This window comes from Melittangium boletus DSM 14713 (assembly GCF_002305855.1).
GTDB classification, from domain to species: domain Bacteria; phylum Myxococcota; class Myxococcia; order Myxococcales; family Myxococcaceae; genus Cystobacter; species Cystobacter boletus.
In genome coordinates this window covers 7,576,044-7,590,642 of record NZ_CP022163.1, presented here as the reverse complement: position 1 = coordinate 7,590,642, position 14,599 = coordinate 7,576,044, and the positions used below count along the sequence as shown (strand labels likewise).

General features: G+C 66.1%; 8 protein-coding genes. 4 read left to right on the top strand and 4 right to left on the bottom strand.

Annotated features, from left to right (window positions below; translation table 11 throughout):
* Window positions 1-5: 5 nt before the first annotated feature.
* The gene (locus MEBOL_RS31520; RefSeq protein WP_095983115.1) at window positions 6-2,078 is read right to left on the bottom strand and encodes a DUF4185 domain-containing protein; all 2,073 of its coding nucleotides are present in this window, start codon (window positions 2,076-2,078) and stop codon (window positions 6-8) included.
* A 210-nt stretch (window positions 2,079-2,288) separates the two neighbouring features.
* On the opposite strand from MEBOL_RS31520, the gene MEBOL_RS31515 reads away from it, so the two are divergent.
* Window positions 2,289-4,643 (top strand): Ig-like domain-containing protein, encoded by a 2,355-nt coding sequence (locus MEBOL_RS31515; RefSeq protein WP_095980911.1) that lies wholly within the window; start codon window positions 2,289-2,291, stop codon window positions 4,641-4,643.
* A gap of 153 nt (window positions 4,644-4,796) precedes the next feature.
* A complete protein-coding gene (locus MEBOL_RS31510; protein ID WP_170115630.1) occupies window positions 4,797-8,681 on the top strand; it encodes a Calx-beta domain-containing protein in 3,885 nt (1,294 codons plus the stop codon).
* On the opposite strand, the gene MEBOL_RS31505 is transcribed toward MEBOL_RS31510, so the two are convergent.
* Window positions 8,659-9,786 carry a hypothetical protein gene (locus MEBOL_RS31505; protein ID WP_170115629.1) on the bottom strand — a complete coding sequence of 376 codons (1,128 nt, stop codon included), beginning with the start codon at window positions 9,784-9,786 and terminating at the stop codon, window positions 8,659-8,661. The genes MEBOL_RS31510 and MEBOL_RS31505 overlap by 23 nt on opposite strands.
* Window positions 9,787-9,978: 192 nt before the next feature.
* Here MEBOL_RS31505 and MEBOL_RS31500 point away from each other — a divergent pair, with 192 nt between their 5' ends.
* Entirely contained in the window at window positions 9,979-11,574 is a 1,596-nt protein-coding gene (locus tag MEBOL_RS31500) for a bifunctional metallophosphatase/5'-nucleotidase (RefSeq protein WP_095980908.1), read from the top strand.
* Between the two features lie 781 nt (window positions 11,575-12,355).
* Here the strand turns inward: MEBOL_RS31500 and MEBOL_RS41500 are convergent.
* Complete coding sequence (locus tag MEBOL_RS41500; RefSeq protein ID WP_157823783.1) at window positions 12,356-12,961, bottom strand: hypothetical protein; 606 nt, start codon at window positions 12,959-12,961, stop codon at window positions 12,356-12,358.
* Between the two features lie 463 nt (window positions 12,962-13,424).
* Here MEBOL_RS41500 and MEBOL_RS31495 point away from each other — a divergent pair, with 463 nt between their 5' ends.
* Window positions 13,425-13,853 carry a PIN domain-containing protein gene (locus MEBOL_RS31495; protein ID WP_095980907.1) on the top strand — a complete coding sequence of 143 codons (429 nt, stop codon included), beginning with the start codon at window positions 13,425-13,427 and terminating at the stop codon, window positions 13,851-13,853.
* 13 nt (window positions 13,854-13,866) lie between these two features.
* Here the strand turns inward: MEBOL_RS31495 and MEBOL_RS31490 are convergent, their stop codons facing one another.
* A complete protein-coding gene (locus MEBOL_RS31490) occupies window positions 13,867-14,493 on the bottom strand; it encodes a DUF47 domain-containing protein (RefSeq protein WP_095980906.1) in 627 nt (208 codons plus the stop codon).
* Window positions 14,494-14,599: the final 106 nt, after the last annotated feature.

Here is a 14,599-nt window from a genome sequence, read left to right as displayed (position 1 = left end):
GCGGGCTACTGCCGGCTCAGCGCGAGGTCATCCACCTGGATGAACGAGTCGGCGCCGGGAGACCAGTAACCGGCGTACACGCTCACGGTGGTGTTGGACCCCGAGTTGAAGGCCACGGACTTGAGCGTGTAGTGGGGCAGCGAGCCGTAGTTGACCTCGCTGATGACGACACCCGGGAGCGTGCAGACGCCGAAGAAGCCACCGACGACATTGTTGGAGCCGCGGAGCCACCCCGTCAGGACGTAGTTCGTGTTCGGAGTGACCTGCACGTCCTGCTTGAGGGCGTTCCAGTCGCGCGAGGCGGTGTGGATCCACCCGTTGTTGGCGCCACCGTGTGCGAGCCCCAGCCCCCGGTCGATGCCCTTGTTATCGGGGCCCTGCACGTACCAGGGGGCGGACACCGCGGTGCCCGTCTGCTTCTCGAAGCCCGAATCCTGGAGGACGCCGGTCGCGTAGTGGACGGCCAGCTCGCCAATGGACGTGAAGGCGGCGCTTCCTCCCGGCGTGCCGATGATGCGCACGCCATCCCCCCAGGTGTCGTCGAACATGAACGTGTACGTCTTGTTCGTGCCGGCGGCGGAGGTGAACGGATAGCTGGGGGTGATTTGCGGGTTGGAGACATCGACCCATTGACCGTTCTGCCGCACCTGGGCCCGGAGGTTTCCGCTGAACCAGCCTCCATCCGAGAACATGTGACCGGTCGTGTAGCTGACCTTGTTCAGGTTGTAGTTGCGCGGCCACGTATAGCCCCACCAATCCACGGTCTTGTTCTCCTGATCCCAGCTGTCCTCGTTGTCGTTGAGGAAGCCATTGTTCAAGAAGGCCGTGTTGCCAAAGTGCGCCGACTTCTCGATGGGCCGCGTCCCATTGGCGGCGATGGCCAGGTTGGCCGCGTCGCTCTTGCCATTGGACGGCGTCGTGGCCACCCGGGGCTCCAGCACCAACTTGCGCAGGGAGAAGTTGTAGTTGGTGGCGCTGCCCATGAAGGTATTGGACTGCACGTACATCGTCTTGCCGTCCGCGCTGATGAACTTGGAGGGAATCGTCGTGGCGTAGCCGCCATTCTTCGTGTCCGACCAGGGATAGCCGCCGTAGTCCTTGGTCATGAACTTCTTCCAGGGACCCCAGGGATTGGGCGCCTCGTAGAACTCGAACGTGTACTCGGTCCAGGACGTGTAGAGATAGCGGTTGAGCGCCTTGTTGTAGACGACCCCGCCCTGTGACAGCACGGTCGTGTTGCGCGGACGGTTGACATCCGGATCCCGGATGCTGGCGTAGATGCGCCGGTCATCCTGCAAGACGGGCTTGCGCTGGGCGATGTCCGGAGTCCAGGACGCGTTCCCGTTCAGATCGCCCTTGTAGAACTCCCAGGTGGCCCGGTTCAGGATGCTCGTCTTGGGCACCCGCGCCAGATACAGCTTCGTGGGATCCGATACCGAGTTGTCGAACGAGTCACGCCAGTTGAAATCGAGCCCATACGCATACACATAGTTGTCGAACGTGTTCCAGGCGTTGTTCTTGCCGTAGTCCAGGAACATGATCGTCGTGAACACGTAATCGCCGAACATCGGCGCGGACGTGTTCCAGGTCCACGTCGCGCCATGGTCCGTGGATTTGGCGATCGTCGCGTTGGGCGCGTCGTTGAAGTCCCACTCCAGATCCTGCACGGCCATGTACAGCGCGCCGTCCACACACACCATGCCCGTCGGCTTGCGGTTGTACCGGCCCGCCTTCCACGTCTGGCTGATCCGGGTCGTCAGCGTCGTTCCCGTCAGGCCGCCAGGCATTCCCTGGATGCGGCTGACCGCGATGTCGTAGACGGGATCCGGGCGGGGCTCCACCATCGTGAACCCCCGGCCATCTCCGTTCGCCGAGTACAGATGTCCGTCGTCCGCCCAGCACGAGGGCCAGAGATCTCCATCCGATACGGTGTTCAAGGAGTCCGCCGACTCGATGTGAACGGTGGAGAAGAACGTGCTGTCCGGAGGAACGACCGCCCCCGCCATTCCCGGTGGCAGCACCAGGAGCCATCCCGCCGCGGCCAGGCCACCACGGCCCCATCCCTTCTTCGTTTTCATGTTCACGTGCGCCCACCTCTCCCAGAGGTCTCTCTCGACGATCGCGCCGCCGGTTCTCCTGGTTAAACTGTTTATTCCGCTTGGAACCAAGGGAAGCCGGTCGGCTTCCCCCCCGATTTCAAGGAGACGGGACTTTTCTAGCGTCAGGCCGCCGGACGAGAATGCGTCCGCTCCGGGCCCGCGCCTTGGGCTCGCTCTTCGGGGGTCCCCATGTCCACCCATCGTCTTCTGTTCACGGTGCTGCCCGCCGTGTGCCTGCTGCTGTCCTGTGGTGCACCACCGCTCGAGGACCCCTCCGCTCCGGCGTCTCTCCAGGAGGGCGCGCCGCTCCAGGACGTCTCACCCCCGGGTCCTCCCGCTCCGCCCCAGGACGGTCCCATCCTCACGGCGGTGGACAGCGCGCCTCCGACCACGGCGATCACGGCGCCCGAGCCGGGCGGCACCCACTACGGACATGTGCTCATCCAGGCCACCGCGAGCGATGACGTCGGCGTGACGCGCGTGGAGTTCTACGCGGGCACCTCGCTGGTGGGCACCGACACCGACGCGCCCTACTACTTCCTCTGGAACACGCGCACGTCCCCCACGGGAAGCCTCACCCTCACCTCCAAGGCCTTCGACGCCGCGGGCAACAGCACCACCTCCGCTGGAGTCCCGGTGACGGTGGCCCGTGACACCGTCGCGCCGACCGTCACCTGCACCGCGCCCGCTCCGGGCGCCACCGTGGGAGGACTCGTGAGAGTCGAGGCCTCCGCGAGCGATGACATCGGCGTGCAGCGGGTGGACTTCTACGTGGGGGAGACCACGCTCATCGGCCGCGCCACCACGCCGCCCTACAGCATCCTCTGGGATTCCTCGACGCTCGGCGATGGGCCCAAGACGCTCAAGTGCTACGCGTGGGACCACGCGCAGAACAGCCAGACCGCCACGGTCAGCGTCACCACGGCCAATCCCCAGTCGGTCACCTATGACGGCCTGGGCGCTCCGCGCTGCCGGTTGGGCGTCTCGCTCTGCGATACTCGGGATCTGACGCGAGGCCAGGGGCCGCAGGCCTCGGAGCCCAACCAGCCCAACACCTTGCGCTCCAGCAACTGCCCGGACGGTGGCTATGGCACCTTCCATTACAGCCATTCCGTCGATCGGATCGCCGTCTTCCCCCGCGCGGGCTCCAATACGCCCCTCTCCGAGGGGCAGCTCGTCCGCGCCGAGATCACGGTCTGGGCGTCCACCAACTCCCCGACGGGGTATGCCGAGGACAGGCTCGATCTGTACCTCGCCGCCGACTACCGCGCTCCCGTCTGGAAACACCTGACCACACTGACCCCCGCGGCGAGCGGCGAGCAGAAGCTCGGCTTCACCTTCAACCTGCCCTCGGGCGACACGCAGGTCCTCCGGGCCACCATGCGGAAGTACTATGACGCGCTCGCGCCCTGCGGGACGGAATCCTTCGTCGACCATGACGACCTGATCCTGGACGTGCTCCCCGCCATCCCGGACGCCGAGCCGCCCCAGGTGTCCTGGACGGCGCCGATCGCCAACGCCACGGTGAGCGAGACCATCCCCCTCGCCATCAACCCGACTGACAACACGCGTGTGTCCCGCGTGGAGCTCTACAACTCCACCTATTCCTATCCCATCATCACCCTGGACAGGCCCCCCTATACGTCGACCTGGAACACGCGCACCGTCGGCAACGGGCCCCAGACGCTCACCGCCAAGGTCTATGATTCCTCGGGCAACGTCGGCACTGCCACGATGAACGTGGTGGTGGACAATGACTATCAGGCGCCCACCGTGACCCTGACCACCCCCACCTATCGGGGAACGGTGAGCGGCCTCTACACCTTCAAGGCCAACGCGAGCGACAACAAGGGCGTCGTGCGCGTGGAGTACTACGCGGACTCCCTGTTGATGGGCTCGAGCACCACGGCGCCCTTCGACTTCACGTACGACACACTCAAGCTGGATGTCAGCCCCGTGTACTTCAAGGCGCGGGCGTATGACGCCGCGGGCAACTATGGCACCAGCCAGGAGGTCTTCGCCTACATCGGCAATCCAGGCAACGTGGTGTGGGATCCCGGGTTGAAGGTGCCGACCTGCGGTTACGAGCACAGCACGTGTTCGAGCGACCTTCTCTTGTATTACATGGGCAGTTACGAGTCCCATACACCCAACACCCTGGATGGTTGCCCGGACAGGGCCTGGGATCCGGCTCAGTCGCCCTCCGTGGAGTCCATCGCCGTCGTCTCCAAGGACGGAGGCCTGCTGACGCGCGGCAAGCAGGCGCAGTTGCAGGTGACGTATTACATGCCGGATTACGCTTATTCCTATTACATCGTGGATGTCTATTCCACGACCACCGTGAGCGGGAGTCCCTACTGGTCAAGGGTCCTGTCCTGGACGCCCTTCAGGTCGGGCTACACCTCCCCCGTCTACGACTTCACCCTGCCCTCCACCACGTACATGGCCTTCCGCGTGATCACCCGGCCCACGTCGAGCTCGGTGGCCGCCTGCAACAGCGGCACTCCGGTCGACCACGACGATCTGGTCTTCCGCGTGAAGTAGTCCCCCTTGGATTCAAAGACTGTCATGATCGCCCTTCTTCGCGTATCGGCCCACTTCCGCCTCGGGGTGGGAGTCCTCGCGGCCTGTCTGTTCTCGGCATGCTCATGCGGAACGGAGGTCACTCCTCCCGCTGGACCCACGCCGGGATTCACCGTGGGTCCTGTCCAGGGCACGCCCTCCGAGGCGGGCGCCCAGGCGAGCTTCACCGTGGCCCTGAGCGGCCCTCCCAGCGCCTCCGTGTCGGTGGCCTTGACGTCGGATGACCCCGGCGAAGGCCAGGTGTCTCCCGCGCAACTGACCTTCACTCCGGAGAACTGGAACGCCCCCCAGCGGGTCCTCGTCACGGGCGTGGATGATGACCTGGCGGATGGCCCCCAGGACTTCTCCATCTCCTTCGAGCCCGCCCAGAGCGACGACAGCCGCTATGCCGGGGTGACCGCCCCCCCGGTGCGGATGACCAACGTGGACGATGACACCGCGGGCTTCGCCCTCACGGAGGCCAGCCGCGCGACGAACGAGGAGGGCGCTCAGGCGAGCTTCACCGTGGCGCTCCACAGCCAACCCCTCGCGAACGTGACGCTGCGCTTCGACTCGTCGGACCCCGGCGAGGGCATCGTCGAGCACCGGGAACTCACCTTCACCCCCGTCAACTGGCGGGCGCCCCAGACGGTGACCGTGACGGGCATGGACGATGACGAGGCGGATGGCGACCAGCCCTACGCCATCGTCTTCCAGCGGGCCCAGAGCGAGGACCCCGGCTATGCCCCACTGACGCCTTCGAGCGTGGCGTTCCTCAACACGGACAACGACACCGCCGGCTTCACCCTGACGCCCCTCTCCGGCGATACGACCGAGGCGGGAGGAGAGGCCTCGCTGACCCTCGTCCTCAACAGCCAGCCCTCGGCGGATGTCACGGTCCGGGTCCACTCGAGTGATCCGGGTGAGGGAAAGGTCTCGACCGGGACGCTGACGTTCACCCCGGCCAACTGGAAGGCGCCCCAGACGGTGCGCGTCACCGGCGTGGACGACGAGGGGGCGGATGGCGACCAGCCCTACTCCCTCGTGTTCTCCACGACGAGTGGAGACCTCGCCTACGCCGCGCTCAAGCTCCCCTCCGTGCCACTGGCCAACCTCGACGATGACTCCGTGGGCATCCGGGTCAGCGCCGCCAGCGGCCCCACCAGCGAGGCGGGGGGACAGGCCTCCTTCACGGTCGCGCTCGCCTCCAAGCCCCTGAGCCCGGTCACGCTCCCCTTCCAGTCCAGCGACGAGACCGAAGGCACCCTCGCCGTCACGCGCCTCACGTTCACCCCGGTCAACTGGAAGGCGCCCCAGACGGTGCGCGTCACCGGTGTCGACGACGAGCTCGTGGACGGCGACCAGCCCTACGCCATCACCTTCGGCGCCACCACCAGCGACGATCCGGCGTACGCCGCCCTCACGCCCGCCGCGGTGGCCATGAGCAACCTCGACGATGACTCCGCGGGCATTCTCGTCGGCGCTCCCACGGGCCCCACGAGCGAGGCGGGGGGCCAGGCCTCCTTCTCCGTGGTGCTCACCGCGGCGCCCTCGAGTCCGGTCACGCTGCCCTTCCACTCCAGCGACGTGACCGAGGGCACGCTCGCCATCACCAGCCTCACATTCACCCCTGTCAACTGGAACGCGCCCCAGGCCGTGCTCGTCTCGGGCGTGAACGACGAGGTGGCGGACGGCGACCAGCCCTACACCATCATCTTCGGCGCCACCACCAGCGCCGACCCGGCATATGCCACCCTCACGCCCGCCGCGGTGGCCATGAGCAACCTCGACGATGACTCCGCGGGCATTCTCGTCAGCGCTCCCACGGGCCCCACGAGCGAGGCGGGAGGACAGGTCTCCTTCTCCGTGGTGCTCTCCTCGGAGCCTCGCGCGTCCGTCACCGTCCGGTTCCAATCCAGCGATTCGACGGAGGGAACCCTCTCGCGCACGAGCCTGACCTTCACACCCACCAACTGGAAGGCGCCACAGACGGTGCTCGTCACCGGCGTGAACGACGACCTGGAGGACGGCAACCAGCCCTATGCCATCACCTTCGGCACCACGACGAGCGCCGACCCCACCTACGCCGCGATCACGCCCGCCGCGTTGAGCCTCACCAACGTGGATGACGACACCGCCGGCTTCGTCGTGGTGGCCTCCGGGTCCACGACCGAGTCCGGGGGGCAGGCCACCCTCACCCTCTCCCTGACGTCCGAACCGTACGCCCCCGTCGTCCTCCTCCTCGCGTCGAGTGACACCACCGAGGCCACGCTGAGCGCGTCGCGCCTGACCTTCACGTCCACCAACTGGAAGGCGCCCCAGGTCGTGAGGGTCACGGGAATCGATGACGACGTGGCGGACGGCGATCAGCCCGTCACCGTCCTGTTCACGGAGGTGCAGAGCACGGACGCCGCCTATGTCGCCGCGAAGCCCGCGAACGTCGGCTTCGTCAACCTGGACAACGACTCGGCGGGAATCCTCGTCAGCGCGGTGAGTGGCGCCACCACCGAGGCCGGAGGCACGGCGTCCTTCACCGTCGTCCTGTCCTCGCAACCCCTCGCGGACGTGACGCTTCCGCTCTCCAGCACGAACCCCTCGGAGGGCGTCCTCTCCACGGGCTCGCTCGTCTTCACCCCCGTCAACTGGAAGGCGCCCCAGCGTGTCGAGGTGACGGGCCTGGACGACGAGCTCGCGGATGGAGACCAGCCCTACGCCATCGTCTTCTCGGCCAGCACGAGCGCGGATCCCACCTACGCGGGACGCACCCCCGCGAACGTGCCGCTCGTGAACGGAGATGACGATACGGCGGGCGTCGTCGTGAGCGCCGCGAGCGGTCCCACCTCGGAAGCGGGAGGCTCGGCCACCTTCACCGTGGTGCTCACGTCACGTCCCTTCGCGTCCGTCACCTACGTCTTCGACTCCACGGACCTCTCCGAGGGCACGGTGGAGCCCCGGAGCCTCACGTTCACCCCCTCGACCTGGAACGTCCCCCGGACGGTGACCGTCACGGGCGTGAACGACTCCATCGCCGACGGCGATCAGCCCTATGCGGTCGCCTTCGAGCCCCCGATCAGCGACGACGCCACCTACGCGGCGCTCGTCCCGGCGAGCGTGGCCCTCCTCAACCAGGACGACGGGGACTCGGGAGGCATCTCCCTCACCCCGAAGTCGGGCACCACCACCGAGGCTGGAGGCGGAGTCACCTTCTCCGCCGTGCTGCTGTCCGCCCCCACCGCCTCCGTCACCCTGCACTTCCAGTCGAACGATCTCTCCGAGGGCACGCTGGACAAGACGAGCGTGACCTTCACTCCGGGCGACTGGAACGTGCCGAGGACCTTCACCGTGACGGGCGTGAGCGACCTGCTCGTGGATGGCGACCAGCCGTACGCCATCGTCTTCTCGGAGACGACGAGCGCGGACCCCACCTATGACACCCTGATTCCGCCTCCGCTGACGCTCGTGAACCTCGACACGCCAGGCGCCGCGACCTCCAGGACCTGGACGTTCGACTCCGGACTCGAGGGCTGGAGCGTCACGGGCACCAGCGCCACGGTGGGCTGGAACGCGGACAACACCCCCACCTCCGTCCCGGGCGGTGCCGTGCACGCGGGGGCACGGAGCCTGAACTACAACAATGGCGTCAACTACGACGACGGCGCCGATCACTCCGGCACCGCCACCAGTCCCTTCGTCCACATGGGCTCGGGAGCGCGGCCGCAGCTCACCTTCTGGTGCAACCACCAGACGGAGGAGACGGGCACGAGCTATGACCAGCGCTTCGTGCGCATCCACCGGCGGAGCAACGCGGGCACCGTGCTCGCCGTGGAAGCCCAGTTGTCCGCCCTCGCGTCCCCGGCGGGAGCGTGCGCCGCGATGGGCGCGTGGCACCTCCACACCCTCGACCTCGACCCCGCCTGGGGCACCGTCCAGGTGAGCTTCACGTTCATGACCGTCGACGGCCAGTACAACAACTACGCCGGGTGGTTCATCGACGACGTCACCCTGCGCTTCGCTCCGTGACCGGCTCGGGCGGGACGGCGGCGTCGGACACAGGGTCCCCGCCCCGTTCCGCCCGCAGCAGGTGTCCGGCGGCCACGGGGATGACGGGGCGCACGAAGCATTTCACCAGCGGGAGCGCCGACAGGGCGCGCGCCACCGCGAGCCCGCTCAATCCCCACGGATCGCGCTCCACCTGGGTGGCCGGGGAGAACACCGACTCGGTCCTGCGCGTCCACCACTCCCCGTAGGCCCGGAAGGGAGGAATGCGCGAGAACAGCCCCGTCCAGCCGCGCAGGAACCAGGGCGGCCGGGCGGTGGGATCGTCCCAGGCCCGGGCGCTCTTGCCCGCGGTGAAGACCACGAACCACCAGGCGCCCCACAGGGACACCATCACCGGGAAGAGCCACTTCGCCTCCGAGGGAAGGAACAGCTTCATCCCCCAGAGCACGGGCATGCCCATGGCGAAGAGCAGCAGGGCCCGCCAGCGCTGCCTGGCCTTCTTGATCATCCAGCTCACGTTGAGCCGGACACGAGGCGTGAACGCTTCGTCCTCCGGAGGCAGCCCCGTGAGCAGACTCGCCTCCCGGGACAGGTGCGTGTGGTGGTCGCGAGACAGGGCGATGACGATCCACTGACAGACATAGAGCGAACTCAGGAGCCCCGCCCAATCCACGAGCGTCCAGGCGAACCGGGTTTGGGGAGACTCGCCCTCGCGCTGGGGCTTCTTCCGCGCACTCGTCAGCTTCTCGAGTTCCTTCCGAAGTTCCTTCACCTCGTTGGGATCCGCGTCCTTTCTCTGGACGAGCGCCACCAGTTGCTCCGAGAGCTCCTCGATGGCCTCGCGCTCCACATCGGCCTGGGCCTCGTCGACCAGCGCCTCCATCCGCTCCGAGGCGCCCGTCAACCGGACGACCGTCTTGCCGAAGTCCGAGAACGTCACGAAGAGCGCGAGGATGACGACCGCCTGGGTGCAGCACACCCGCAGGTAGGCGCGTCGGGACGTCGGCTCCTCCAGGAGAACCCGGAGGAGTTGGAAAGGCAGGATGAACCCCTGGATGAAGCGGGCCCACCGGCTCGTGGGAGGCGCAACGGTCCGCCAGGGCAGGTGCTCGGCACCGCGTCGCACGTCGCCCCACACACGCCAGAGGGGGGAATCGTCGGAGGAGGCGGACGCGGTCTCATGGTCCCGTCCCTCCTGCTCGCGGGGACGGACATCCGGGGAGTGGCTGCGCACGGCCCCAGGCTAGCATTCTGGAGCACCCCACGGGGAGGTGTGGTATTCGCGCGGACGTATCGCCAACACATTCGGAGCCTTCTCATGCCTCCTGAGTCTGAGTCCAAGCCGGTGTCGCTCGGAACCAACCCGTGGCGCCGCGCTTCCGGTGTCCTCGCCCTGTCCCTCATGGGCGCGCTCACCGGCTGCGAGAAGAGTCCCCCTCCGCAGAACGCCCCCCAGGTGCCCGCCCAACCCACGACGCCGCCGGCCACACCCAAGACGGTGACGCTGCTCATCACCGGCAGCGCCAACGGCCAGTTGCTGCCCACCCTCACCGAGGGTGACAAGCAGACGACGGGCGCCGCGGAGCTGCTCGGCTGGTGGGAGGCCAAGGAGAAGCACTGTCCCGGCCCGGTGAAGGACGGCAAGGCACCGTGTCCGGACGCCACCACCCTGGCGCTCACCATCGGGGATGCGTGGAATGGCCCGGCCATCTCCTCGTTCCTCTACGGCGAGTCCACCGCCACGGTGATGGGGCGCATGGGCTTCGCGGCCTCCGCCCTGGGCAACCACGAGCTGGACTTCGGGCGGGAGCAGTTCCAGAAGAACCAGCAGTTGGGCGGCTTCCCCTTCATCGCGGCCAACCTCAAGGTCAAGGACGCGGCGCTGGCGAAGGGCTGGGAGTTGCCGGGCTTCAAGGTGTTCGAGCGCCAGGGCCTGAGGGTGGGCGTGGTGGGCCTGACGCCGCCGAAGACGGTGTTCACGGCCATGGCCGGCCGCGCGGAGGGGCTGGAGATCCTCCCCAACGAGCAGGCGCTGAGCGAAGCGGTGACCGCGGCCCAGAAGGCCGGAGCGGACACCGTGGTGGTGCTGGCGGATGAGTGCCCGAGCGCGCTGCAACCGCTCGTGTCCCAGCATCCGGAGTGGAAGGTGTCGCTGGTGGCCGGAGGCCGCTGCTCGCAGCCGATGGAGCCGACCAAGGAAGGCGCCACCACCTACGTGTCGCTGGGCAAGGGCTTCGGCAAGTACCTGCGCGCGCCCTACACCTTCGATTCCTCCAAGCCCAGCGGCGAGCGGGTGAAGGCCGAGGACGTGTCGATCGTGGACGTGACGGGAGGCGAGGTCGCCGCGGCGGCCAACGCGGACATCACCCAGCAGCTCACCGAGTTCAAGGAGCGCCTGGACAAGGTGCTGGGCGAGGAGATCGGCTTCACGAAGAAGGGCCTGCCGCAGGGCTCCAAGCAGCTGTCCGACTGGGTGGCGGGCGCCATCCAGCAGCAGCTGGGCACGGACGCGGTGGTGCTCAACCGCAAGGGCTTCCGCGAGGGACTGCCGGCGGGCAAGGTGACCAAGGGCAGCGTGTACTCGGTGCTGCCGTTCGAGAACTCGCTGATGGTGGTGCAGCTCAAGGGCGCGGACCTGGCGGCGCAGCTGGCCAACCCCGAGGCCGTGTACGCGGGCGTCACCGCCGCGGGCAAGGGCAAGTTCAAGGACGCCAAGGGCAAGCCGTTGGATCCGAAGAAGGTCTACAAGGTCGCCACGGTGGAGTACCTGTACTTCGGCGGTGACGGCTTCGAGTTCGAGAAGCTGGACTCCGAGCCGGGCGAGACGGGCATGTCCTGGCAGACGCCGGTCATCGACTGGACCAAGGCCCAGGCCACCACCGAGGCCAAGCCGCTGGACAAGGTCGTCAAGTAGGCCACGGGTTCAAGTCCCGTACTCCTCGCCAAAGAAAGCCCAGCAATCCTTCCGGGGTTGCTGGGCTTTTTCTTCGTCCCCGTCCCCTCATGTGCCCCTAGCGTGGAACGTCACATTCCCCGACTCTGCCTCCGGAGAGGCCTCTCCCTCAGAAGGGTGCTACCCACCCATGAGCAACGAAGCACCTATGGGACGCTACTTGGCGCGCTGGTGAATAGTGCATGGAAGAGAGTGGTCGTTGGAGGCTCTAGTAGTCCAGCGAAGAGAGGCACAGGCATCTCCACGATTTCACGAGGAACGGCAGCAAGCCCAAACGATGATTCAATCGTTCTGGCGACGATCTGGGTCGGCAAGACCATGTTGGGAGGCGGCGGCTCGAAGCTGGCTTTGTCATTTCGAAAATGACCTTCGAAATATTCGCACTCCACTCCATACACGAAATAAACAGGCGCCAGCAAACTCACACACCCCACCACAATCCAATTAGAGGAAGGTGTTCTCGACTCCTTCGGCGGATAAATCATACAGCGGGGCCCCCCATCCGCGGTTGAATACGTTGCCCCGGTCTCATAATTTGGAAGTTCGCTTTTTAGCTTGGCCCTAAACGCTTTCCAGGGCTCCATGTTCTCAGTCCACTTCAACCACAACGCCTGACGTCGGCTTTCTTCTGGGCTCGGCTCCAATGCGAAAAGAAATCCGTCATTTGAACTATAGTAACCCTGAACGATCCTGATGAGATCTTCAGTTGATGGGGAGAGGGGCATAAGGGAAAACCAAGCAGTCAGCGTTTAGGCAAGGGAATACCAAAAACAACAGGCTTTGCTCTGGGATCGCAGGTCGCTCTGATTCGCGAGCCACGGATAGCGGCATTGAGCCTCACTTCGTATGCGCTTCTGACTGCAATGCACAGTTTAATGAGCGGCGGCGTGGGAGGTTCAGTGAGCGTCGAGAGCACCGCGTATGCGGCATCATTGGCGCAGTCCGCCGAGATCCGTTGGGCAAGGGCGGTAGATATAGGGCCGGCGTTGGTCTCTATTGGCATCTCGACTCCGACCTGGCAGATGTATGCATCTCCTGTTTCGCCGTTGTTGATTTGTGCGTGAACACATGCCACGCGCCATCCGTCCGCACCGGGCTCTGTCTGCGGCACGGTCGTGGTGAATTGGAAATGTGCTGGTTGAATTCGTCCCGTCACGAGGGCTGACGACGCGCAACTCGAAGACAGGAGCACCAGCGGTAGCAATGCGGCCAGGTAAGCAAGCCGTTGAGGCGTAATAACGGCACTTCTGAGTCGCAGCCACACGGCAACGGGAGCAATGCAATGGTTGGATTTGAATGCAATTAAAGTATCAGTGACGACCTCTTTTGCCAGGAGAAACACATGCATTACGCGTGAACTATGCTTGACCACTTACCTCCAAGTCAAACGTGCTGGATACGTTTGTGCGAACATCTTGCACCCATGGCGGGCATGGTGCCGGACGCATCAGGTCATGTTTTGGACCGGGCGGCACAGAAGGGCTGCGATGCACCGCTCTCGATTAAACGCCCGATATTACAGGTCGTTTCATGTTTCCCCGGGCGCAGTGGGCTCTATCGACAGTACGATGGTGGGTCGCTGAGGTGCAGCACCCAACCTACCGCGTGGGGAGGTTGGATTTCCCTACCTGGCGCTTCGGGCCCTTGGAGGGTAGGAGGCAGCGCGCGTGACGGGGGGCGGCGATAAGGTGCGGCGCGAACCCGGGCACACAGGAGCAACACAGGCAGTGCCGCATGGCCTCCAGACAGGCAGTATGTTGAAACGTTGGGATGAAGGTGCCTGGGGCCTCGGAGCGAAGTAGGAAGGATCCATGACAACCCTGGTGCTCGACACCAACGTGGTGCTGGATCTGCTCGTCTTCGATGACCCCGCCGTGCGGCCCCTCTCGGGCGCCCTGGAGTCCGGCTCCGTCATCGCCTGGGCCGATGCCTCCACTCTCGGGGAGTTGAAGTACGTGCTCGCCTACCCCTCCTTCGCCTTGGACCCGGAGGCCCAAGCCACGGCCTTCGAGCGCTACCAGCGGCTCGTGCGCGTGGCCGAGGACACTCCGGCACGGCCCCTGCCCGCCCTGCCCCGCTGCCGCGACCGGGCGGATCAGAAGTTCCTCGAACTCGCCGCGCGCGTGGGCGCCACCTGGCTCGTGAGCAAGGACAAGCGGGTGTTGTCCATGGCCGGCCGGGCGGGACTGCCCTTCGGCATCCTCGCCTCCCGGCACCTGGCGCGCGTCCTGCCCCGGTAGACCCGGGCGCCGGTCAGGCCGAGGCCAGCACCACGCCCTCGACGACGTGCGCCGCTTCCCGGCATTTGTCCGTGGCGGTCTCGATGAGCTCGTAGACCTCCTTCCACTTGAGCACGGTGAGGTGATCCATCCCGCTCTTGAAGAGCCGCCCCATCCCCGCCCCCAGGGTGTCATCCGCCTGCGCCACCAGCCGCTTGATGGCCTTGCAGCCCGCGAGGATGGGCTCCGGCTGATGGATGCGCCGCAACGTCCCCACCACCTCGCGCACCTTGTCCGTCGTCATCACGAGCAGGCGGGTCAGTTCGGTGGCCTCGGGCAGGCTCGTGGGGAGCTCGAAGTAGTGCAGCCGCGTCGCCGCCGCCTGGGAGAAGTCCAGCACGTCGTCGATCCGCGACAGCAACGAGTGGATGAGCGTCCGATCAAAGGGGGTGATGAACTCCGCGTGCAGCCGCTCGATGGCCCCATGGGCCACCGAATCCCCCTGATGGCCCACCTTCTGGAGCGCCTGCACCTTGGCGGGCACGTCCCGGTAATCGCTCATCAGATCATGGAGCAGTCTCACCCCCTCCAGGGTGATGGCGCATTGGGCATCGAAGGCATTGAAGACACCGTCCGACCTGGGCATCAGTTTCTCGAACATCCACCCTCCTGCTCGCCACGCTGGGCGCATGTGCCGCGAGTCCGGCGACTCGCATGCAACCGCCGCCTTCTTTCACGGTCGTTACGCGTTTGTGACGAAAGATTGC